22 protein-coding genes are annotated in these 22622 nt (G+C 54.6%); 7 read left to right on the top strand and 15 right to left on the bottom strand.

Annotation, left to right across the window (positions count from 1 at the left end):
* Positions 1 to 518: 518 nt before the first annotated feature.
* The 11 genes from QHG98_03755 to QHG98_03705 form a co-directional block, all read right to left on the bottom strand.
* A complete protein-coding gene (locus QHG98_03755; GenBank protein MDH7596845.1) occupies positions 519 to 1493 on the bottom strand; it encodes a hypothetical protein in 975 nt (324 codons plus the stop codon).
* A 127-nt stretch (positions 1494 to 1620) separates the two neighbouring features.
* A complete protein-coding gene (locus tag QHG98_03750) occupies positions 1621 to 2439 on the bottom strand; it encodes a metal ABC transporter permease (protein MDH7596844.1) in 819 nt (272 codons plus the stop codon).
* Positions 2440 to 2443: 4 nt separating this feature from the next.
* Entirely contained in the window at positions 2444 to 3196 is a 753-nt protein-coding gene (locus QHG98_03745; GenBank protein ID MDH7596843.1) for a metal ABC transporter ATP-binding protein, read from the bottom strand.
* Positions 3196 to 4053 (bottom strand): metal ABC transporter substrate-binding protein, encoded by an 858-nt coding sequence (locus tag QHG98_03740; GenBank protein MDH7596842.1) that lies wholly within the window; start codon positions 4051 to 4053, stop codon positions 3196 to 3198. The genes QHG98_03745 and QHG98_03740 overlap by 1 nt, the downstream gene beginning before the upstream one ends.
* Positions 4054 to 4189: 136 nt before the next feature.
* Positions 4190 to 4678, bottom strand: a complete 489-nt coding sequence (locus QHG98_03735) for a 2-thiouracil desulfurase family protein (protein MDH7596841.1) — start codon at positions 4676 to 4678, stop codon at positions 4190 to 4192.
* On the bottom strand, positions 4639 to 5067 hold the full coding sequence (locus QHG98_03730; protein MDH7596840.1) for a hypothetical protein: 429 nt from the start codon (positions 5065 to 5067) through the stop codon (positions 4639 to 4641). Before QHG98_03730 ends, QHG98_03735 begins: the two co-directional genes overlap by 40 nt.
* A gap of 75 nt (positions 5068 to 5142) precedes the next feature.
* Positions 5143 to 6282 (bottom strand): formate--phosphoribosylaminoimidazolecarboxamide ligase family protein, encoded by a 1140-nt coding sequence (locus QHG98_03725; GenBank protein MDH7596839.1) that lies wholly within the window; start codon positions 6280 to 6282, stop codon positions 5143 to 5145.
* A gap of 37 nt (positions 6283 to 6319) precedes the next feature.
* Positions 6320 to 7093, bottom strand: a complete 774-nt coding sequence (locus QHG98_03720; GenBank protein ID MDH7596838.1) for a formylmethanofuran dehydrogenase subunit C — start codon at positions 7091 to 7093, stop codon at positions 6320 to 6322.
* A gap of 1 nt (position 7094) precedes the next feature.
* Complete coding sequence (locus QHG98_03715; GenBank protein MDH7596837.1) at positions 7095 to 8795, bottom strand: formylmethanofuran dehydrogenase subunit A; 1701 nt, start codon at positions 8793 to 8795, stop codon at positions 7095 to 7097.
* Positions 8785 to 10083: a formylmethanofuran dehydrogenase subunit B gene (locus QHG98_03710; protein ID MDH7596836.1), complete on the bottom strand. Its 1299-nt coding sequence runs from the start codon at positions 10081 to 10083 to the stop codon at positions 8785 to 8787. The genes QHG98_03715 and QHG98_03710 overlap by 11 nt, the downstream gene beginning before the upstream one ends.
* Positions 10080 to 10448, bottom strand: coding sequence for a molybdopterin dinucleotide binding domain-containing protein (locus QHG98_03705; GenBank protein ID MDH7596835.1), 369 nt, complete (start codon positions 10446 to 10448; stop codon positions 10080 to 10082). Before QHG98_03705 ends, QHG98_03710 begins: the two co-directional genes overlap by 4 nt.
* 313 nt (positions 10449 to 10761) lie before the next feature.
* On the opposite strand from QHG98_03705, the gene QHG98_03700 reads away from it, so the two are divergent.
* Complete coding sequence (locus QHG98_03700; protein MDH7596834.1) at positions 10762 to 10977, top strand: hypothetical protein; 216 nt, start codon at positions 10762 to 10764, stop codon at positions 10975 to 10977.
* 60 nt (positions 10978 to 11037) lie between these two features.
* The gene (thiL, locus tag QHG98_03695; protein ID MDH7596833.1) at positions 11038 to 11988 is read left to right on the top strand and encodes a thiamine-phosphate kinase; all 951 of its coding nucleotides are present in this window, start codon (positions 11038 to 11040) and stop codon (positions 11986 to 11988) included.
* A gap of 195 nt (positions 11989 to 12183) precedes the next feature.
* Here the strand turns inward: thiL and moaC are convergent, their stop codons facing one another.
* Both moaC and QHG98_03685 read right to left on the bottom strand, forming a co-directional pair.
* A complete protein-coding gene (moaC, locus tag QHG98_03690) occupies positions 12184 to 12654 on the bottom strand; it encodes a cyclic pyranopterin monophosphate synthase MoaC (protein ID MDH7596832.1) in 471 nt (156 codons plus the stop codon).
* A gap of 43 nt (positions 12655 to 12697) precedes the next feature.
* Positions 12698 to 14086 carry an NAD(P)H-hydrate dehydratase gene (locus QHG98_03685; protein ID MDH7596831.1) on the bottom strand — a complete coding sequence of 463 codons (1389 nt, stop codon included), beginning with the start codon at positions 14084 to 14086 and terminating at the stop codon, positions 12698 to 12700.
* A gap of 255 nt (positions 14087 to 14341) precedes the next feature.
* Here QHG98_03685 and QHG98_03680 point away from each other — a divergent pair, with 255 nt between their 5' ends.
* Positions 14342 to 14644: a hypothetical protein gene (locus tag QHG98_03680; GenBank protein MDH7596830.1), complete on the top strand. Its 303-nt coding sequence runs from the start codon at positions 14342 to 14344 to the stop codon at positions 14642 to 14644.
* 160 nt (positions 14645 to 14804) lie between these two features.
* On the opposite strand, the gene QHG98_03675 is transcribed toward QHG98_03680, so the two are convergent.
* Entirely contained in the window at positions 14805 to 15659 is an 855-nt protein-coding gene (locus tag QHG98_03675) for a DUF58 domain-containing protein (protein MDH7596829.1), read from the bottom strand.
* A 1-nt stretch (position 15660) separates the two neighbouring features.
* Positions 15661 to 16617, bottom strand: a complete 957-nt coding sequence (locus tag QHG98_03670; GenBank protein ID MDH7596828.1) for a MoxR family ATPase — start codon at positions 16615 to 16617, stop codon at positions 15661 to 15663.
* 278 nt (positions 16618 to 16895) lie between these two features.
* Here QHG98_03670 and QHG98_03665 point away from each other — a divergent pair, with 278 nt between their 5' ends.
* The 4 genes from QHG98_03665 to QHG98_03650 all read left to right on the top strand — a co-directional run bounded on the left by QHG98_03665 (position 16896) and on the right by QHG98_03650 (position 22488).
* Positions 16896 to 17171, top strand: a complete 276-nt coding sequence (locus tag QHG98_03665) for a DUF2098 domain-containing protein (GenBank protein MDH7596827.1) — start codon at positions 16896 to 16898, stop codon at positions 17169 to 17171.
* Positions 17146 to 18264 (top strand): DUF2117 domain-containing protein, encoded by a 1119-nt coding sequence (locus QHG98_03660; GenBank protein MDH7596826.1) that lies wholly within the window; start codon positions 17146 to 17148, stop codon positions 18262 to 18264. Before QHG98_03665 ends, QHG98_03660 begins: the two co-directional genes overlap by 26 nt.
* A gap of 257 nt (positions 18265 to 18521) precedes the next feature.
* Positions 18522 to 19265, top strand: a complete 744-nt coding sequence (locus QHG98_03655; GenBank protein ID MDH7596825.1) for a hypothetical protein — start codon at positions 18522 to 18524, stop codon at positions 19263 to 19265.
* A 586-nt stretch (positions 19266 to 19851) separates the two neighbouring features.
* Positions 19852 to 22488: a right-handed parallel beta-helix repeat-containing protein gene (locus QHG98_03650; protein ID MDH7596824.1), complete on the top strand. Its 2637-nt coding sequence runs from the start codon at positions 19852 to 19854 to the stop codon at positions 22486 to 22488.
* Positions 22489 to 22622 lie beyond the last annotated feature (134 nt).

Below are 22622 nucleotides of genomic sequence, written 5' to 3'. Positions count from 1 at the left end.
ACTTCATGAACTCTCTTTCTACCCATAGTCTGGATAGATCAACGCAATGGTTAAAACATTTTGTTATGGAGCACTAGGATTGTTCTTGGAGATTACCGTTGTCTAAGCAAATCAGGGCCGCGTGCTCGATTCATTGAGCGTCTCTCAGGAATCGCCGATCACCGGCACTGTATCTCTAAATCCTGCGGTGCCAAATGCTGTTGATCTCAATGATACGAGTACACAACCCAGTAAAGACCCACCAGCCAGACCGGTGATCTAAGTCGGGCACAGACTATATCCCCTCAAATATTCGCCATCATGATATACCGAAAACTTTATATTCGACTCGAGCCTAAGTGTTAAACGGCAAAAGTCGAACTCGACACCCTCTTCTCATTGCTACTCCCTTCTACACCCTCCCGACTTTTGCCACCCCCTTAGTTTTTGGTGCTTGCCGGATGCCTCTGCCATGATTCTGCTCAGCGATTCCGCATGGGGGTTATCCGACCTGGCATCATGCCGAATAAGATCATGCGTCACCTACGCCGTCTCCTCGCGGCCCGGAGACCGGATCTCCGTCTCAGACCACCGGCGCGCATCACGCGAGTCGCTGCGATGAGGATCAAAGCAAGGAGCACAGCAGCTGCGATCCATGTTAGGGATGAACGGCCTCTGGAGATTCTCACAGGGAATGTCAGACGCTCCGCGCCCTCATCGTGGTTTATCAGGCATGAGATCCAGTACTGATCGAGGCTGGCATTCTTCTCCACATCGGCCCACACATCTATCAGAGCTGGCTCGCCGGGCATCAGGTCTCCGACCCATACAGCTGGCTGTGACGATCGAATGGGACTTGATGCGATGAGCCTCACAGTGCAGTTCCTCACCGGCCATGGCGACTGGTTTTTGATGACGATCCCCATGCTCCTGTTGGAGCCGGCCCGGAGTTCTCCATCGATATGAAGCACCCTGAGCCTTTCGCTTCTCCAAACCTCCAGAGGTATGCTCCTGTTCGCATTTCCAGGGACGTATAGCTGTACCGGCTTTCCTTTTGAGATCTTGGCATCTATCTGATGCTCGTAAGTTACATTCACGTTCAGGCTGCAGCCAGATGCATTGAAGTCCACGATCACAGGAAGATCGAGAACTGCATGGGAACCTGCCGGCAGCAGAGGCATGCTTCTCCTCTGAACAACCGGCCTCAATGCTCCATCAGATGATACCTCCACAACCACATTCAGAGCATCTGCAGCCCTCATCTCCTCCATCATCTCACCCTCCGGATCCTCACCGGAAAAGCCTGTGGGGATGAGAGCCTCGAGCCTGCCATCGTTTGAAATGAGGAGTTTCAGGATAAAAGGCGCTCCAGCATCGATAACAGGATTCACAGCTGAGATCTGTATATCAGGAGAGCCAGCAGCCTTGTAGCAGTCGTCTGCAAAGAGCATGAACTCCTGAGATGATACACAGGGTATGAGAATCAATGCAACGACCAGCAGGTAGCGGAGCATCCTGGTTGTATAGACCGCATGTACTTATAAGATTCACTCAAACCGGATCAGGATCCGGATGAGCGGAAGATGAACTTCAATATAAAGACGGCATCTACTTATAAGATTCACTTCAAGCCGCGGATTATCACACCGGCACGTTTCTCTGTGATGCAGCTGTGCTGGCGAAGAACGCAGCGGAGGCTATGATTATGGTCGTCGCCCCAGAGGGGAGATCAAAAGCATATGATACCAGAAGACCCGAGGTCACAAATATCATGCCCAGGATAACCGAGAGCGCGATTATCTTCCTGAGATCGCAGAGATGCTGCCTGCTTATGGCAGCGGGTATGGTGAGCATGGCGATCACCATTATTATCCCCACCATCTTTATCAGCATAACAACAGTGAACGCCACCATGCAGAGGAGCAGCATCTTCAGCCGGCTCACCGGCAGGCCCAGAGCCTCTCCGTAATGCGGATCGAACGAGAGTATCAGGAACTCCTTGTAAAGCGCAAGTGCCAGCAGTGTTATGACCACCGTCAGTACGATCATTATCCTCACATCGATCCAGGAGACCGCGAGTATGTTTCCGAAGAGGTAGTCGAAGAGGTCTCTGGAGTAACCGGTGCTCATGCTCATGAAAAGCACGCCAAGCGCCATTCCCATCGCGAGGAAGACGCCTATCGCGGTGTCCTCAGATACCTTAGATCTGCTCACAGCACCGATGCCCGCGGCGGATAGAACAGCCGCTACGAGGGCAAGGATGAGGGGATCGATCCCCAGGAGGTATCCCAGGCCGATGCCTCCGAAGGCAGCATGTGCGACACCATCGCCTATGAATACAATCCTGTTCAGAACTACGTACACTCCAACAACCCCGCAGAGCACGGAGAGCATCAGCCCCGCGACCAGAGCGGTTTTCATGAACTCATACTGCATCATCTCTTCTACCAAGGCGGTCACGGTATCACCTGTGCTCCCTCAGGACCCTGTGCGGAATCCCATGCGCGATTATATCGACTATGGGGCACCCATACGCCTGGACGAGGTCCTCCTCTGTGAGCTCCTTGGATCCATGGTAGTAAAGCCTCTGGTTCAAACACGCGACCTTCTCGACATGCGCTGAGATGGCGGAGAGGTCGTGTGATACCATTATTATGGTCATTCTGCTGTTCAGATGCTTCAGGAGATCATAGAACTCCCTCTGCTGCGCGACATCCACGCCAGCGGTCGGCTCATCAAGCAGAAGCAGCTTCGGATCGGATACGATCGCCCTGGCGACGAAGACCCTCTGCTGCTCGCCTCCTGAGAGAGCCCCGATCTCACGATCGGCCAGACCCAACATGCCGACGGCGTCGAGCGCGCTCCTCGCAGCCTCCATATCCTCTGTTCTGTACCGCCTGAGGATTCCCACGCGCGGGTACCTTCCCATGAGAACGACATCAATGACTTTTACAGGGAACCTCTGATCGAAGATGCTGTGCTGCGGCAGATAGCCAACCAGAGGTCTTGCAGCGACAGGATCCCTGCCGAAGACCCTGATCCGCCCGGAGGAGGGCTTCACGAGCCCGAGGATCGCCTTGAGAAGCGTTGATTTGCCGCCGCCGTTCGGCCCTATAAGTCCCAGAAAATCCCTCTCCTCCACCTCCAGCCAGACATCCTCCAGCACTATCCTGCCATCAAGCCTGACTGTGAGACCCTCAATAGAGACCGCCGACATCATGCTCCAATCGATTCCGCTATGAGATCTCCTACAGCTCTCATGTTATTTATATAATCACCTGCCAGGGGGTCGATCTCCACGACCTCACATCCAGCCTCTGATGCGATCACCTCTGCCATCTTCGGGTTGAACTCCGGCTCGACGAGTATCGCCTTTATGCTGTTATCCTTCACGGTTTTTACTATGTAGCCGATGCGCCTCGGTCCGGGCTCCCTCTCCCCCTCTTCTATCGCAACCTGCACCAGACCGTAATCTCTTGCAAGGTAGCTCCATGCTGGATGATCCACGACAAAGATGCGGCCCTCTGCGCCGGCCAGCCTGCTCCTGAGATATTCATCAAGGCCTCTGAGCTCCTTTATGTACGCATCTCTGTTATTCTCGTAGAACTCCCTGCCCTCGGGATCCACCTCGATCAGGGCACGACAGATGTTCTCAACCTGGATCTCAGCAGACCGGGGCGAGAGCCAGATATGGGGATCGGGGGTATCGTTCAGATATATCAGATCGACGCCCTCAGAGCTGTCCACAACCTTCAATCCCTCTGGTGAGAACCTATCCAGCCACAGCTCCAGACCTGCGCCGTTCCTCACATAGAGATCCGCGCTCTCAATACGCTTCATCTGCGTAGGTGTGGGCTCGAATGTGTGCGGTTCAGCCCCGGGCGGGAGCAGCACAATCACATCAACTCGATCCCCTCCGACTGCCCTGACAAACTCGCCCAGCGGCTGTATCGTGGCGACCACAAGAAGCTTATCGCCTCCGATATCCCCGCGGGGCTGCTCGATGCAGCCAGAGATGATCAGCGATAATACAATAACCATTGCTGCAGCACATGATTTATCGATTAGATGCATGCCGCACACCAAAACAACTCTGGGATTTCATTATGGATTGACGTTCAGATTTTATGAAATCATTCGGGGGATATCCTCAGATCTGCATTCCAGGAATCCTGTCGTTGCCTGATGAAATCTCTGTTCATTTCAGGAATCACATGGATGTTCCCCTTTTGTTGTTTTTTATATCCTCTCCATCCCTGCGGCTCCGCGCCTCGTGCCACTCAGCATCGATCCCGCGTTCAGCCATTGCACGCCGCAGCTCATCCATGAAGATTCCCATCCCCTGGATCTCCTCGTGCTCAGACTCCTGCACCCTTCCTCCCGTGTAGCCTGTGGTTGTGGTGAACACGCCGCAGCTCGGGCTTCCTGCAACACCCACGACCGCTATTCTGTAGCTTCTGGAGAGCATCTCCATTGCATCCAGCGAGGATAACATCAGCTCCCTGCAGAATCGCCTGTACTCTGGCACATCAAGCTGGTTCCTCGTCACAGCCCATCTGTCCAGACCCATGTAGATCACCTCAGGGCAGGGAAGCTGTATCAGTGGGCCTCTGTGACAGAGCTCAGGCTGCCCGAGCCCCCTGACCCTGACGAGTGGGTTCAGGAGGCAGTGGGAGATGACGTAAACGTATCCTTCCATCTCTTGAACTTCATGTACTGATAGAAGCGTATACCCTCGAGCTCATCGTAGAATACCAGGTTCTCTGACAGCTCACCGACCCGGATCTTGATGGTGTTGGTGTGGAACTCGTTGACGTATTCGATATCGGTTATGCGATCGAGCGGTATGCTCTGCACGCTGTCCCAGAGTATCCCGGCCCTCACAAAGTGCAGGTTCTTATCAGTGACGACCACCCAGCTCGATATCCTCACGTCGCCGCCGAGCCTCGCCAGAGCCAGCGTGTTTCTGTCGCAGTGCCGCTCCAGCAGCGCCGGGTACACCATCTGGACGCTTTCCCCTTCCTTTGCGAGCTTCTCCAGCGTGCGTCTGAGCTTTCGGGGCTGCTCTCCATCTCCCGATCCGGGCAAGGTATTCCTCCGTGATCCATCTCAGAATGGCAGTGCTCCCTGAGCTTCGACGAAACGAAGGTTTCGTGGGTCAGATCAGGTCACAATCTTCCTGAGCGCATCACTCTCTATCGCAAGCCTCACCTCTCTGGCCAGCCTCCTCCCTGTGGACATGCTTGTCCGCCAGAGCGCATTTCCGTACGGATGGCCCACAGCCATATGTACGTTTGTCCCTCCACCTATACGGGGCGCGACATCGTAGATGTAGAAGTTCAGGTCCTTGTCCACGCACGTCTGCAGGCAGAACGGGCCGATTATCCCCGGAGGATAGTACTCCTTGGTCGCTGCGACATATTTCTCGGCGAGATCAAACGCCTTCTCCAGTAAAGACTCTCTCAGCGTCGCGGAGTTGTGGCCGCAGACCGTGTACTCAGGGTTTATCTGCTTCTCATTCAGCCGAAGCTGCTGCGGCGCCGGAAGCCTCACATGCCCGTCAAGGCTCGTCTCAAACCTCCAGTCGATCCCGAGAAGCTCGATGCGATCCCTGAGAGGCGAGTAGAAGAAGTCCAGGTTGAATACGGGGCCTATTATGTACCTCTCTATCCTAGCGAGCTCGAGACCATCGCTGTCTATGACCCCTTGGCGGAGAAGAAGCTCTGACTTCTCATAGTACTCCTCTGTGGATGCTGCTGTGAAGAAACCCCTCTCAAGCGTTTTGACGGCATGTGGCAGTTTTACTATGACAAGACAGTCGATCTCATCCGGCTCTATCTGCTCCGGGTAGGGCAGACCCGCCTTCTCCAGCAGCCAGTAGTAGTCCATCTTGTCGCCCCGCTCCTCCGATCTCAGGAGATTCCTGCTGCCCACAAGTGGGACTTCAAACTCGTCCTCCACTGAATCTATCCCACAGTAAGATGTGAATGATCTGTTGGGAACAAAAAGGACGTTCTTTCTTAGTAGCATATCCTGCTGGTCGAGAATATCCTTGAACTTCTTTAAGATCACCACTTCATCTATCATTCCTGTGATTATCCTTCCATCCGGCGCCCGTTCCGCCCGGAAGTACTTCACATAGGTCCTCTCCCGTCCCTCCTGGCAGACAGCCAGGGTTCTGAACCCCTCCTCCACAGCGCCATCAGCGACATCGAGGGCGGAATGAGATGCGATCATGCCTATTCTGACATCATCCATCTCATATCCGTCCAGAATCTCATAGATCCTGCTGCGATCGATCAACTCGACACCTCAAAGCTGTATATGCTGACATGATTTATTATTTACCGATCTGGCCAGAGGCAACGTATAGCTCACCTTTGCCATTTTCAACCAGATCTCCAACATATTTTTTGTAAGTCAAACCACCCAGCTCCACGATCCCCTCGCAGGCGAAGCTGGGAAGCACACGCGCGCTCCCTGCGGTTATGCTGCCCTTGACCATTTCAGCCCCCGGGAGGTGGGCGTGTCCATGTATGCGGATGATACCTCCCTGGTTTGCGCATCCTGGGAAGTCGCCGGCATCTCCCATGACCTCGATCGTCCCGCCACAGAGATGCTCGCCAAGGAATGCACCTGCATTCCCCTTTATAATTATCTCTCCGCCGCGCATGCCACACCGCTCACCGCGGTAGCCGGCGCCAGCGTAGTTGCCCGCGTTCCCTTCGACAACGATCCTGCCGCCGCGCATCTCTCTGCCGAGCCAGTCTCCGGCATCTCCTTTTATCTCCAGTGTGCCACCTCGCATGCTGTTTCCTGCGTGCATTCCAGCATCTCCGATGATCTCCACAACGCCAGCGGACATGCTCTCACCAATGCGCTTGACCTTTGAGAGATCGCCCTCGAGAACGATTCTCGTGTTCTCTGGCTTATCCGGATCAGGATCGCCTGATATCAAAAAGATATCCGAGAGATGCAGTCTCCTGTTGCCCTGCCATACCTCGATCTCAGATATTTCCTTGATGCTGAGACCCGCAAGAACATCCGGAGATATCCTCTCCGCCTCCACCGGAACGCCGCGGTGATCTGGAAGTTTTATGGTGATGGTGCGCATCTCAGATCACCTCTTTCAGAGGCTGCACTCCTGCTCTCACCACAAACGGGTTTGATAAATAAGCGTCCTGCACCATGTAGTTCGACATTCTTATGCTGTAATACCTCTCGAACTTCTCTTTGAGAGCCGATAGCATGCGGTCCATCTCGCTCTCCGGAACAGCGGCATCGACCCAGTACGTCCTTCCTTGGGGCGCTGCGACCACTTCTCCATCTCTGACAACAACAACGCCACCTTTTATTGTGTACTTTGCTCTGGACATGCCGGCCTTCACCTTTGCATGATCCTTCGATGGGTCGATCTCATCAGGTTTGATGCTGTATATCGATATGTCCGCATCAGCGCCGGTGCCCAGATGCCCCTTGTCCTCGAGGCCCAGAATTCGCGCAGGTGCAGCTCTCGTCATTATCACGATCTCCGACCAGTCCATCTCCCTCTCGATTGAGGGCAGTGTGCTTCTCGATCTCACCACCTCATGCAGAGTCTTCATCTCCTCCTCGCGCTTCTCTCTGCTCATCAGCAGCGATATTATCTCAGGATAGTTGACGAACGGCCCTCCGTTCGGGTGGTCTGTTGTCATGACCACCTTCCACGGATCTCTGGTGAGAAGCGCGAGCTCCAGCCCTATGGCCCACTGGACTGCGTTGACTGGCATCTTTCTCATGTAGACCCATGGCACCACACCGCTGGACTCCTCGAGCTCTATATCGTGGTTCGACCACTTCTGATGCCCGATCCTGGCGTTCGCGTACTCCAGCGGCGCATCAGCTGTCATGGTTGTGGCGGGACCGAATATTATCTGGCCGAGATCCATCGTCGCATGATCTGTCTGGTTGAAGTAATCCGCTATCACAGATGCCTTTGACTCGAAGTCCTTCCAGCCTGTGCCTCCGTACGCGGAGAACTGCATGTGCGCGACGTGCACAACCTGCCGCATCCTGCTTGGCTTTATGTCCTTCAGCAGCTCCAGGGTCTCGATGGCTGTGGTGTAGTTCCCCGGTCTCCCCAGGTTGTTGAAGTGCAGATGTATCGAGTGCGGAAGCCTGAGGCGCTCGTTGACCTCTGCAAGCGCTCTTATTATCTGCGCGGGGGTCACATCAAAGTGCGGCACCGGGTCATGCACGCTCTTCACGTTCGAGCCGAAGCCCCAGGCCTCGCCGCCGCCAGGATTCACGATCTTAACGCCGTATCCGCGCGCGGCCCTCAAGCCCCACGCGACGTACGCAGCAAGTCTTCCCAGATCGTTCTCGCGCACGCACTCCATCACTGTCCAGTTGCTTCCGAAGAGCGTGAGGGCGCCCTTGTCAACGATCGGGATCTCCTCCAGCTCCTCATGCGTGTGGCGGGCCTCTATTATCGGCGTCGCGGCCTCGAACGCGGTGGTGTATCCGAGCCTGGCGTACCTGTAGCCTATGGCATAGCAGTTAGGCACTGTGTAACCCGTCGACGGCCTGCAGACCCTCGTCCTCGGCTCAGTTCCCATCCTGGAGTCGTCGGGGCGCATTATCCTTCCAGTGTTCAGCTTCGGCCCTGCGATGTGCGAGTGCGCATCCACGCCGCCAGGCATGACCAGAAGACCTCTGGCATCAATCACCTCCCCGCCGGCGTCCTCAGCTATCCGCCCGTTCTCTATGCATATATCCATCTCCTCGCCGAAGATCCCGTTGGCAGGATCGTAGACGATGCCCCCTTTAATTATCATCTCTGAGCCTCCTGACATTATCGAGAATCGCCTGGAGTATTTCCACATCTCCCGGGTATTCCGCATCAACAAGCTTTCTCAGCCGGAGCGAGAGGCCATCCATCCTGTAGGCAGTCCCCTCGACCTCGATGCCTGCGATCGCGCTTGGTATCACAACATCCGCGAACAGCGTCGTCGGATTCTCGAATGGATCTATCTGTATCACCGGCATCTCCGCGAGAGCCTCGACGCAGCCCCTGGGCAGGTTCGATGCCGGATCTGAGGCTATGATCAGGGCTGCATCGACATCACGCCTGCTCAGGAGATCGCAGCACGATGTCTCTCCGGGATTGTAGTATGGCGCACCACGGGCGTAATCAACAGCCATCGGATACCCGGAGGACCACGCCAGTACCTGTCCTGCGCCGGTGACGTTGTAGTGCCCCCTCATAGCCATTATCACGAACTTCGTGTGGCTGTTGAGCTCCGACACCAGGGAAAGAGCATTGTCGACGTTCTTGTACCTGCCCCTGCTGTGTGTCAACCCAAGACCGAAGAATATCGCGCCGAACTTCGCGCTCTTCATCATCTCCGCGATCTCGATGAGTTCTTTTTTGGAGACGCCCGCTACATCCTCCGGCAGAGACTCTGCCTTTCCTCCGATGATCATGCGCAGCGCGGATATTATCTCGTAGTCCGTCCCCGGCTGGATTCTCAGAAATCTGTCAGCGTTCCTGGCGGTTCTCGTCTCCCTCACATCGATGACCAGAACCTTTCTGTCCTTCCTCCCCTCAGGGATGAATCTGCCGGATGCATTGGACGAGTATCTGAGCGTGTGTCTCGGATGGGCCTCTGATGGGTTGCACCCCCAGAAGACTATGAGGTCTGCGCGGTTCTTTATCTGCCCGAGGGTGGAGCCGACGAGCCCCTTCTCCTCTATGCCTATGATGGATGGGCCGTGGCACACGGTCGCTGTGGTATCGACAACCCCGCCGATCTCCTCCGCGAGGATGATCCCCTTCTTAAGAGCCTCACATGTCGTAGAGGCCCAGCCATAGAGGAGGGGGTGCTTCGCGCTGACAAGAATCTCGGCCGCCTTTCTGTAAGCATCCTCGTAGCTCGTCTCCTTCAGAGTTCCATTCACGCGTATCATGGGCGATTTTATCCTGTTGTGACCCATGATCTTCGAGGATCCCAGCCTGCACGCCCCACGGACCCTTTCTATCCTGCCTTCATTCACCTCGACCTTTATATCATCACAGAGGCAGCCGCAGAAGGTGCAGAGCACATCTTCGATCTGCAATCTCATCGACCTCTCAACATCAGTTCGCGGATATCCAACACCTTCTCATCTGTGGGTGTGACCTCCACCTCCACACCCTTGAATCCGGGCATCCCGCAGCCCTTTGTATCTGTGCCTGTCAGCATGTTCGCCCACGGCCCCATGGGTATGAAAACCATGCCCTGTGGCAGTCCCCTGTCCACACCAGCCCTCAGCACCGCACTTCCATGTGGGCTGGTCAGAAGCAGATTCATACCATCTGAGAGCCCCAGCGCCCTGTAGTCCTCCTCAGAGAGATAACAGCATGAGACCTCGTTGATGTACAGTGGAGACATCTTATCCTCGCAGCCAGCTCCCTGCGCGAGGGTCCTTCCGGAGATCATGACAGCCATCAAACCGGATCACCCGCATTGTTAACCGGTACGCAATACTCATCTAAAAAGTGAGCGGTTTGGATGCTCTCAGATTGGATCCGGAATCAGGCATTCATCTGGATGTGAGGAACGAGAACAGGACTGCCAGTGCTTGAGCGTGGCCCCTTCTCAAGTCCCAGAGATCCGCAGCCTCTGGCCTGCAGCATCGAACCGTCGAGGCAGCAGATTCAAGTTCCACCGTTCAGCTGTTGTTGGACCACCAACAGCACGAGTCTCCTGCCAGCAAAGTGTAATAACCAATCGATCACATAATGCACTCCAGGAATGAGAGATGGATAGAAAGGAGCATCTGATCGAGGTCTGCCCTGTATGCGGGAGCTCTGATATCTACTACGAGGCGGGCGGTTATACCGGCAAGGTGTACCACTGCAAGAGATGCGGCTACATCGGCGCGCTGGTTGTGGAGGCAGACAGCGCTATGATAGAGGCGATACAATCCGAATACGAGATGGGGGCTGCGCGCAGGGGAGAGCCAGATGGGGATTGAAGCACGGACATCTGGAAAGATGATCATCAGATACCTGTAAAATCTGCAGGGAGTTCTGACATGAGGTTCTCTGACATCGGGGAGCGCTCGCTGATATTCAGGATCACCGGGTTACTTGGCGGGCTGGAGCATGACGACTGTGCGGTCATCGAACTCGATGGCGATTGTCTTGTGGTGACAACGGACATGCTCCACAGAGAGACCGATTTCCCGGCCCAGGCAACACCGTGGCAGATCGGCTGGATGAGCGCTGCGGTCAACCTGAGCGACATCGCGGCGATGGGCGCCGAGCCTCTCGGAATTCTGATCGCATCTGGAATACCGCCCGAGACAGACGTTGAGATCATTGATGAGATCTTCAGGGGCATCAGGGACTGTGTGAGGGCATACGGCACAGAGGTGCTCGGCGGCGACACTGATGCACACCGGGAACTCACAATATGCGGCACCGCTCTCGGGAGGGTCTCCAGGGAGAGGATCCTGAGGAGAAGGGGCGCGCGACCTGGGGACCTGCTCTGCACCACCGGCTCTCTCGGCGGAGCCGGAGCTGGACTGAAAGCTCTTGATATCGGGAGGTTTGATCTTGCGCGCCGGCTTCTTGAGCCGCGCCCGAGGGTGAGGGAGGGGATAGCCCTAGCGAGGACAGGAGCCGTTACAGCGATGATGGACAACAGCGATGGGCTCGCGCTATCACTTCACGATCTCGCCGATGCTGGAGGTACGGGTTTCATGGTCGAGTACTGGCGCATACCCCTTGCAGACGAGGTCAGAGAGATCGCTGAGAGCGATGAGGAGGCACTGGAGATGGTTCTCAGCGCAGGAGGCGACTTCGAGCTACTCTTCACCGTAAGAGAGGATATGATCGATGATGCGAGGAAGGCCTGCGAGCTCAGTGTGATAGGTCGTGCTGTGGAAGATGGCGTCTGGCTCGAGAGGGATGGCCGCAGGATTCCCATATCCAGGAGGGGATACGAGCACGGCTCGCGGGATGTGAGATCCGCTCCTGGGTGATTCGCATCCCTGAGGCCGCCACGTTACTGGCCGGGCAGACTGAAAAATGGTGATCCAGTTCGATACATCCTCAGACCACGAACGCCTTTCTGTTCAGAGATCTTTTGAGGATTCCTATCAACCCTCCTGTTCGGGGATCTGCAAGTGCTGCTGTATGCGTTAATCAAATAGGATTTATACCAAAGAGCTGGATTTTTAGGAATCCTCTTTTATCTTCTCCTCGACGCGTATGTATTCGATCGATGTATCTGGATAGCATCCATGCTCATCCTTCTCCAGGGATTTGACCATGTCCCATACTGTCAGAAGGGCCACAGATGCGCCTGTGAGAGCCTCCATCTCGACTCCCGTCCTGCCGACAGATGTCACCTTCACCCTGACGCGAACAGCTGAATCCTCCAAGGTGATCTCAGCATCGACCCCTGTGATCGGGATGTTATGACACATCGGTATAAGGCGCGGGGTCTCCTTCACAGCACTTATCGCGGAAATCCTGGCGGTCGTCAGGACATCTCCCTTGCTGACCATCCCGGACGCAATCGCCTCGATGGTGCTGCGTCTGAGCTTTATCAGGCCGGATGCAGTTGCGGTTCTCCTGACAGGAGGCTTGTCAGTGATATCGACCATACCGGTGTTGTCCCTTACGATGTTGTCTCTTACCATCATAATACCCCCGGTGCACGAGCATTGCAAATTTCATTTAACAGATTCAGATCATCATCGCCTCAGGTATCCTGTCTATGAGATCCGTGGCCACCATCCCGAAATCCTTCTCGCGATAGACGAGATCTCCCGCCCTGCCGTTGACGAATGCAGCCGCTGCAGCAGCCCTCATCGCATCCGCACGCGCGTAAAACGCTCCTGTTATGCCTGCAAGAACATCCCCTGTCCCTCCAACTGTCATGCCCGGGTTTCCTGTGGTGTTCCCCCTCACTACCTCTCCGTCTGTGATTATGTCCATTCTCCCCTTGAGAAGGACGACGAGCCCCCTCTCGCGTGCGAATCTCCTCACCACCTCAATCCTCTCCCTTCCCTTTGGGAGATCCAGTCCGCTTATGCGCCTGAACTCTCCGGCATGCGGCGTCACTATCCCCTTCAGCGGCATACCGGGCTGGAGCGCGTCGGCATCGATCACAACCCTATCGCACAGCGGGAGTATCTCCGATACCGCCTCGATTGTCTCCTCCTCTCTGCCCAGACCCATGCCGATGACGACAACATCATGTCTCGGTATCAGGCTCTTCAGGATCTCGAGGTCGGCCATGCACAGCCTGTCTGATGTCAGCGGCCTGACGATCATGTTCGGTGAAAACGAGGAGATCGTATCCGCGACGCTCCTCGGCGCTGCGACTGTGACTATGTCAGCGCCAGCGCGGAGTGCAGCCATCGCTGATAGAGCGGGCGCGCCAGTGTACGGCCCGCCTCCGATCACCAGTATCCTGCCGCTGTCGCCCTTGTGGCTCTCAGGCCCCCGTCTCCCCAGGAGCCTGAGATCACCGGGGCCGACGAGGAACTCGGCCATTCTCGGTATGCCGATACTCACGACCCTGAAATCTCCCTTCATCCCGATCTTCGGGCGGTGGAATGTTATTGTGATATCTGGAGTGACCTCCTTTCCGGTGCCCAATCCGCTCGGCACGTCGACAGAGAGAATATGCTTTCCACAGGAGTTGATGAGATCTATGACATCCCCCTCAAGCCCCTTTATCGGGCCGCGAACACCTGTTCCGAAGAGGGCGTCGACGACAACATCATATCCGCTCAGATCGATCTCGCTCACGTCCGTGATCTCCCTGAGATCGAGCTCGAGGCGCTTTAGAACATCCCAATTTCTCCTGGCCTCCTCGGTCGATATATCCCTCGCGCGCCCTATGAGGAACACAGTCACCTCGAGATCATCAAGGTGGCGTGCTGCCACAAAAGCATCTCCGCCGTTGTTTCCTCTGCCGGCGATTATGGCGATTCTCCTTCCTCCGATCCCCCTGATCTCACCCGCAAGTGCTGCTCCTGCATTCTCCATGAGCTGGAGCGTGGATATACCGAGATACGCGCAGTTCGCATCTATCGCGCCCATCTCCTCAGCTGAAATATAGCGCATGCATCGTCATTAGCGGCGATGCTGTTAAGGATATCGTTATGGTCATGTCTGAAAACGCTCTCGCTCATATGTACGTGGCAACTTGTAGGGCATGCGATGTGGTTGGTGATAGCACTCATTCATTCGACACGAACGCATAGCATGACCACTGCTCCTTCGGGCAAGTCATCAAATGGATAAGAGCGAACACCTAATCCTTATCCGGACAGGTCCCCAGAATTCATCGTAAGGTTTTTTAAACCATACCTTTCATACATGTACGTTACCTGGGGGTTGATACACATGAATCGGTTTCTGGGGATTGTCGAAAATGGCAGATTGAATATCATGATGCCGCGGGAGCACTGCTGCACCGTGAAGCTGACTCAGATAGCGAAACCTGCAATTTCCGCAGAGGAGCTTGCTGCATCACATGAGCTGGATCTGAGCCAGTATGAGGGATGTGCGATAATGGTGACAGGTGAGCTGCCGGAGAAGAGAGGCTGGATATTCGAGGCGAAGATAATAGACACAGCAGGGCCGATACTGACAGAGGTTGTGAAGAGTCTGTTCTGCTGATGGAGGTTAACAGTGCACAAACTTCAGTAAAGGAGAGCACTGGGGCCTGCAGGGCTCGCATGCATTCTCGATGCGAGCAGCATCTTTTTTTGAGCAAGAAACCGCTAAAGCAGAAACAGAGTACGATTTTTGGGTGCGTTCAGATGCTTACCACCGCTCCTCAGACCTTAAGCACTCCGACTCTCAGTATCTCTGAGAATGCATCGAAGACCTGCATCTCCGAATCGAACAGAAACCGACTCGATCCCACAGAATCGCAGACCTCTGATATCCTGGAGTTGTGCGCCTCGATCTTGGATCTGTAATCGTCTCTGAGCCTCTGGCTGACTCTTGTTATGAGAGATTCTCCGCTCTCCATATCGATGAACCTCGCATCTCCGGCTATTCCGAGATCGCGCTCCTCATGCGAGAGTATCTGCACAACGATGAGATCATGGCGTGACAATCTGTAGATCGCGGTCTCCACCTTATCGAGATCGTCCAGCATATCTGATATGAGAACAACAAGGCTGGTCGTCGAGATCATCCTGTCGAACTGGTCTGATGCCTTCAGTATATCCGTGCCGCCTGAGGGCTCTGTGCCGTCAAGCAGATCTATCGCCTTCAGTAGGTTTCCAACGCCCCTCACAGGCTCGCCTGCCCTGAGCTCCTCTGCGAAGGTGGAGACTGAGAACTTCTCGTTCTCCTGTGCTGCAATGAACGCAAAGCCTGCAGCGATTTTCGATGCAAGCTCGAACTTTCTGTTGAAGCGCATGCTGCCGCTCGAGTCCAGGAGGATGTGAACCAGAAGGCTCCGCTCCTCCTCATGCTCCCTGACGTAGAGCCGTTCCGTCCTCGCATATACCTTCCAGTCGACGAGCTTGAAGTCATCCCCCTTCCTGTACTCGCGGTATCCCACAGGGCTTATCCCGTGGCCGAACTGTATGGACCTTCTGGACCCGATATGTGCTGTGGATACCCTTTTTCTGACCAGCAGGCTGAAACGCTCAAGCTCCTTGAAAAACTCTGTATCCATATCAGATTTTCAACTCTTTCAGTATGTCGGTGATCACCTGGTCCTGAGTCAGGCCCCGTCGCTCAGCCTCGAATGTCAGTATGAGCCTGTGCCTCAGAACAGGATAAGCCATCACATGGAGATCCTCCCTGGATACGTAGTTCCTGCCATCGAGCAGAGCCCTTGATTTGGCTGCGAGGATGAGACCTATGCTGGCCCTGGGGCTGGCCCCGTATCTCACGCCATCCCATCTCCTCGTTGATACCACGAGCCGCACAGCGGCCTTTCTGAGATCCTCGGATATCGGCACCTCCCTCGCTATCTGCTGCAGCCCCAGGATCTCCTCCTTGCTCGCAACGCTCTGGACCCTTGGCTCCACCCGTCCAGTGTATCGCTCCATGATCTGGAACTCCTCATCAGGCGAGGGATAGTCCATCTTTATCTTCATGAGGAACCTGTCGAGCTGCGCCTCAGGCAGCGGGAACGTGCCCTCCATCTCTATCGGGTTCTGTGTTGCCAGAACGAAGAAGGGATCGTCGAGCCTGTATGTTCTGTTTCCAACAGTAACCTGCTTCTCCTGCATCGACTCGAGCATCGCAGACTGCGTCTTTGGCGAGGCTCTGTTTATCTCGTCCGCCAGGACTATGTTTGCGAATATCGGCCCGGGCTCGAACCTGAACCTCTTCTCCCCGTCGACCTCCTCGATGATCGTGGTTCCTGTGATATCAGCCGGCATCAGATCAGGCGTGCACTGTATCCGGCTGAAGCTCAGGCTCATGGTCTTCGCTGTGGTCTTTATCAGCAGGGTCTTCCCGAGGCCGGGGTTGGACTCGAGCAGCGCATGCCCTCCAGCGATTATGGAGGCAAGAAGCTGCTCTATCGCAACCCTCTGCCCGACCATGACCTTCTCGATCTCCCCACGTATCCCCCGGAATATTGCAGGTGCCCTTGCGTAAATGCTACTCAGATCCTCTGACATCTATCTCTCCAGCCCCAGCTCAACTCGGATACATACAATTTAATCTTTTGGAAGCCCGTCGCCTCCAGGCGATCACAGGAAACAGTAGTTTTAGAGAGATCTGTTGCCTGTATCATGTCTCGCATCATCTATGCTTGATCAGTCAAACTTTTATAACGAAACCGCTCAGCTGCTCCCATAGATTCTGATCCACTCAGAGAGCTTCAGCAAAATCGCAAGGCTTAAACCAGAGGGACGCGAAGAACATCATGAACCTTCCGGCTTGTATGGTGATTGTGATGGAGATAAAGGAAGGATCCCTGGTCAGGTACAACGGTACCGGGACTGTCGGGGTCGTCAAGCTCGTAAAAGAGGAGGATGGGGAGACCTGGGCGCTTCTGGATTCCACAGAGCTCTACTATCTGACATCCCACCTGGAGCCGATAGAGAAGGTCCCTGAGCGCAAGGAGCTCAGCGGAATGTCTCTTGAGGATCTTGCGGAGAGGATGAAGGAGCAGAAAGAGCTGATGGAACGTGCCAGGCTCCACGATGAGAACCTCGAGTGCGGCGGATGAGCGTAGGCTCTCGATAGGTGTTGTAATTCATGGTCCAGAGGTAGTGGATACTGGGTTTGCTTTACAGGCCATCGAATGGCTTGAGGGGCACGGCGATGTTGTGGCAGTCCTCGGCGGGACAATGGGCAGGGTTGCTGTTATCGATGCCGGTCTTGAGGGAAGGGTGGATATCAGCAAGCGACGAACTCCCAGCCAGTCTGTTCAGGACCTTCAGCACTCAGACCTCACAGTTCTTCTGAACCACGCTAAGAGCAGGGATACAGGGATTGTTTTTGGAGCAATCGTGGCTGGACGGGCTAGGCCCGCAAACCCCCTGATCCAAGCGGACTCCGGCGGGCGCTTCGTAGCAGCTCTTGCGAATCCGTCTGATCTCAGCAATGCCATCGCAGAGGGGCTCGCATCAGACTTCGGTTTTGAGATTCTTGATGTATGCATGACTGATGATAATTTGCGCCAGGAGGGCGATGTGATTGTGAGAAGGATGAGCGGGGTCCTGCCTGGGGAGAGGATCTCTGTCGACGGCACGGTTATCGGCACGGCCACTGATACCTGTGTGGAGATCATGGCGCGGGACGGGAGGATCGTTGGCGCAAGAGGAATGGATCTCAAAATGCATGGCCTGGAGAAGCTTCAGCATGTCGATCTGCGATCCGCGATTCTTCGAAGTGGGTCTGTGCGGAGAACTGCAGGGACTCTGAAGCCCAGGATTGGCTCCATGAGAACGAGCAGGAACGGCAGGTTTGCGATCATAGATCATGCTGCGGAGGCGTCATTCGAGCTCGCATCTGATGCATCATTTGTAATAACAATAGGCGACGATACAACAGCCATCGCCGGAGATGTTCTGTCCAGGCTCGGGATACCGGTACTGGGGATAGTCGATGGCGATCTCGACGGCATATGCAGCGGGCTTGTCATGCCTGAGGGGAGTGTGATCGTCAGGGTGATGGCCGGAAACGATGATAGCATCGGGAAGGCCATAAGATCGATATCGGAGAAGCGCAGGCCATCCAGCCTGGATGAGGCACTGGATATGGTAAGAGAGGCGGCGGGAGATCGCATCGTCTCCATAATCCGCTGCGATGGCAGATGATATCGCGGAATTCATCAGAGGGTCGATCAGGCTGCAGGTTTGACCGCCTGCTGAGGGCTGTGCATCTCTGCACATTCACAGAGAATCTCTCACAGCAAGGGCGCTGATAATCCTCTTCGCTGGATCCGGGTGGCTCCTGAATTTCCGCATGCAGCGATGCTGCTTATCACCTAGATGATCTGTAGGTCGCTTCTAGGTCTTATCTGACTCACATATAAAAATCAACCTTTTATTCTCTGGCCCCTCCCTCTGCATGTATGATGCTTAAAGAAATGATCATCGGACTGGTGATCGTCGCAGGCCTATCTGCTGCGATGAATCCAGAGGATTATGATGCGCTCTACCCGACAGAGTATCCGGATCAGCCGGTGGATTACTACCAGCCGCCACCTGATAGCGCATATTTCACAAATGAGGAGCCTGCAGATGCCGGGAGCCTGGTTGATCAGGGCGCGGTGGATGATCCATCAGTCCTGAGCAGTGTGCCTGAGGGGAATGGGCTGTGGATAGTTGATGGATTGAATTACGAGCACACGGTCAGCCTGAATGTGCCGACAAAGAGCTGGGCGAACCAGGAGATAGTGCCATCGGTAGGTGGTGACCTGGTCATATACTACGAGTATCCCACCGGCCAGATAGTCACGCAGCATCTGGGTCGCGTGCACCCCTACCACAGATACTGGGCATGGTTCTACGGGCCGTTCCCTGGCGTCTACAGGGTATGGTATGTGATAGACGGCGTTTATAGGAGCAACTACATCTGGTACTATGTCCGCGAGGACTGGCCATGGTGGTACGGAGGCTACACGTTCACAACATACTACTACACGCTTCCGGTCAGGTACTACTACAGGCCAATAGTGTATGAGCCGATAAGATGGACCTACAAGTACACGTGGGAGTGGGGCTCAACGGGCCACACATGGCATGATGGCAGGCACGATGGGTATCACAGGCATGATGGCAGGCATGAGTTCGTCACGACAATAATAGATCCTTGACTGCCCCTCGACTGAGTTCGGTGGGGCATCCTCTGCTGCAGAGGCCTGCTCAGATCTAACATTTTATAATGAAGTTTGCCCTTATCCATCTGATGCTTGCCCGAAGAAAAGTCATGCTATGCGCTCGTTTCGACTTATCTTCGACGTAGTCGAAGTCCTAGCGAGATAATGAGTGCGTTCAGCAACCGGCCTGCATGTCCTCAAGTTGCTGAATACATAAGAGCGACACCGATTTCTGACAGGATGTTCAGCGGTCCAACTCCCTGGATTTGAGAGCCAGCCCGAATGCACACCTGCTCGGGCGATTCATATCACAATCCGACCGTCATCTCCAAAACGGCTATATAGTATCAGAGCACAGAATATAAAAATCTGGAGGGATTCTTAAGCGCTTCTCCGCTGTAAATTAATCGATTGAATGTGGGAGTTTAATACAAATATGAATGATTTTTTTGGTCTGAAGACATGCAGAACACTGTGTAATAAATATGGTACGATGAATATGAAACCATTATGGATATCTTATGTGATGATGCTGTGTATTTTTTGCACACAATCATCAGCTCAGAGCTCTTATACGGATCCGATGGCAGGAGATCTGCTCTATTCAGATGACTTCTCTGATCCATCGAGCGGATGGCCGCGGGTGACCACAGAGAGCTACAGGATGGACTACATGAGTGGCATGTATCACATCTACGTCAACACCTCCAACACCGTAAAAAATGCCAAAGTGCCTGTGGAAAATGAATTCAGTGATTTCGTGCTTGAGACGACTGCATACGTGGTGGACGTGCCTGAGTATGGTGAGTTCGGGCTGAATCTCAGGAGAGATGCGGAGAGCGATGATTTCTACAGGCTTGTGCTGAACACCGATCACAAGTTCGCCTTCTTTAAATATAAAAATGAAGCTTGGACTGATCTCATACCCTGGACTAGGTCAGATGCAGTGGGCCTGGATGTGAACAAAATAAGGGTGGTGGCATCCGGAGATGATTTCACAATATACATAAACGACCGCTGGGTTGGAAGCTGCAAGGACAGCAGCATACGCTCTGGAGTCATAGATATATTCGGCGAGACACAGGATGCGTCGTACGTGCACGTCGCATTCGATGACCTGAAGATATGGTCTGTCAGGGGCGTACCGGAAGGCCATGTACCAGCAGGCGGAGAAATCCTGACGGTTGGTGCGGGTAAGCAGTACTCGCGGATCCAGGACGCCATAAATGCCTCCACTGAGGGAGACACGATCGAGGTCAACCCCGGCACGTACAGGGAGAACATCGTTATCGACAGGAAGCTCACGATACGCGGCATCGGTATGCCTGTGATAGATGCGGGCAGGCTTGGGGATGGCATCACAGTATCTGCGGATGGCGTCACTCTTGAGGGCCTGAGCGTGATCAATGGAAGGGGTGGATTTCTGGGATACTCCGGAATAATGGTCTACTCCAGCAGCAACGTCATAAGAAACAACAGCATAACGCTATGCGATAAGGGGATTGAGCTGTACGAGGCAGGCAGCAACCTGATCGAGGCGAATATCATAGAGGAGAACGATGACAATGGGATATACCTCCTGAGCGGATGTGATGAGAACACGATTAGAGGCAACAGGATATCGAGAAACGGCGGCGATGGGATACATGTTTATGAATCCAATCGGAACCTGATATCCAACAATGTGATTGCAGATAACATCGGTGATGATGCATACGACGATTACAATGCCACAGAGCTCGGGACCGGCGATGCCAACAGATGGGATGACGGATCCAGAGGCAACTACTACAGCGATAATCCCTGCACAGACTCGAACCGCGATGGAATCTGCGACTCTCCATACAGCATTCCAGGCGGTGATGGCGTTGACAGATTCCCGCTTGCATCGCCTTCGATTTCTGAAGAGGAACCGACGGAGGTGCCACCGGAGGAAAGCGGATCTGCCACACTCTCAGGCAGCCAGTCCGGGTCGGTATCTTTCGGCGGTGCTGCTGTTGATATACCCGCCGGATCCATTCCGCCCAACGAGGATGGCACCCCAGGAACAATGGTCGTCAGCATAGAGAGGACAGATATGAGGCCAGAGCTTGCGGAGGGTCTGTCTTCAGTTGGCGAGGTGTATCAGCTCGGGCCTGAGGGCACGGTATTTGAAAGACCGGTGCAGATCACCCTGAGGATACCTGAGGGAGTGGATCCGAACACAATCATCGGAGTGACGACCTTCAACGCCACCTCTGGAAAATGGGAGCTTATACCAGGCACTGTCGATCCGGATGAGAGGACTGTGACGGTATTCACTGATCACTTCTCACCATACTCTCTGGTCAGCGGAGATGATGAATGGATGAGAAGAAACGGCGGCTGGATCGAGGTGATCAATGCACACCGCTACAACAGCATGCCTTCTTACATCCCGTGTGCGAACGAAGAGGGCTGCAGGCGTCTTCCGACGCACACAGAGCACGGCATATGCATAAAGAACGCTGTCTTCAGAGATCCATCTGTGGCGAGCTTCTGGACCCCTCCGGGCAACTGGATGATACTGGCGTATGATGTGATGCCCTCAAGCACTGCAGGCGAGACCAGGACGCGCTTCTGGGTGCCTGCCGGCACTTACACGCTGACCGAGTTTCTCTTCGTGTCAGAGGTGAATCCTGGGGATCCGATGTACGTTCCATGCCATCATGCTAAGTCAAAGCAGACAAAGGTGTACCAGATAAATCCGGGAGATACCCTCCGGTTCGACCATCTGGATGAATCGTCACTCCAGGGGTCGACATGCTTCCTGGGCGGATACCCATGCAGGTCTGCAGTCGCCGCTGCTGCGAGGACCGGAAGGCAGACATCGGTCCACACAGGCGACATCCAGGTCACTCTGACGTGGTATGCGAACGCGGACATCGACCTCTATGTGGAGGATCCGAATGGAGATGTGGTATACTACAGCAACCCCCAGGTCCCGTCGGGAGGCCAGCTGGATCGCGACAACATGTGCTCCAACTTCGAGATGGGCAAGCCTGAGAACATATTCTGGCCGACTGGCGGCGCGCCGCCTGGTGTTTATAAGGTCAGTGTGAACTACTACAGCGATTGCGGCGACGTAGGAGCGGTGAGATGGACTGTGCGCACGGTTGTCGGCGGGGACGTGAAGACATACACGGGAGTCCTGAACACAGAGGGGGAGACGCAGGAGGTCACGACATTCGAGATCCGATAGCTTCATCACTGAAGAACACCCTAATGCTCCGCCCGTCAGTGGGCGGAGCCACTCATTCTGTTTTCAGATCGACATCCGAAAGCTCTTTTTTCCCCGCCTCTGAAATGCCATTTGCCTCATCGAGATGATGATAA

Origin of the sequence: Methanothrix sp. (genome assembly GCA_029907715.1) — an archaeon.
Taxonomy (GTDB): Archaea; Halobacteriota; Methanosarcinia; order Methanotrichales; family Methanotrichaceae; genus Methanothrix_B.
This window is presented reverse-complemented; position numbering and strand designations above follow the sequence as displayed.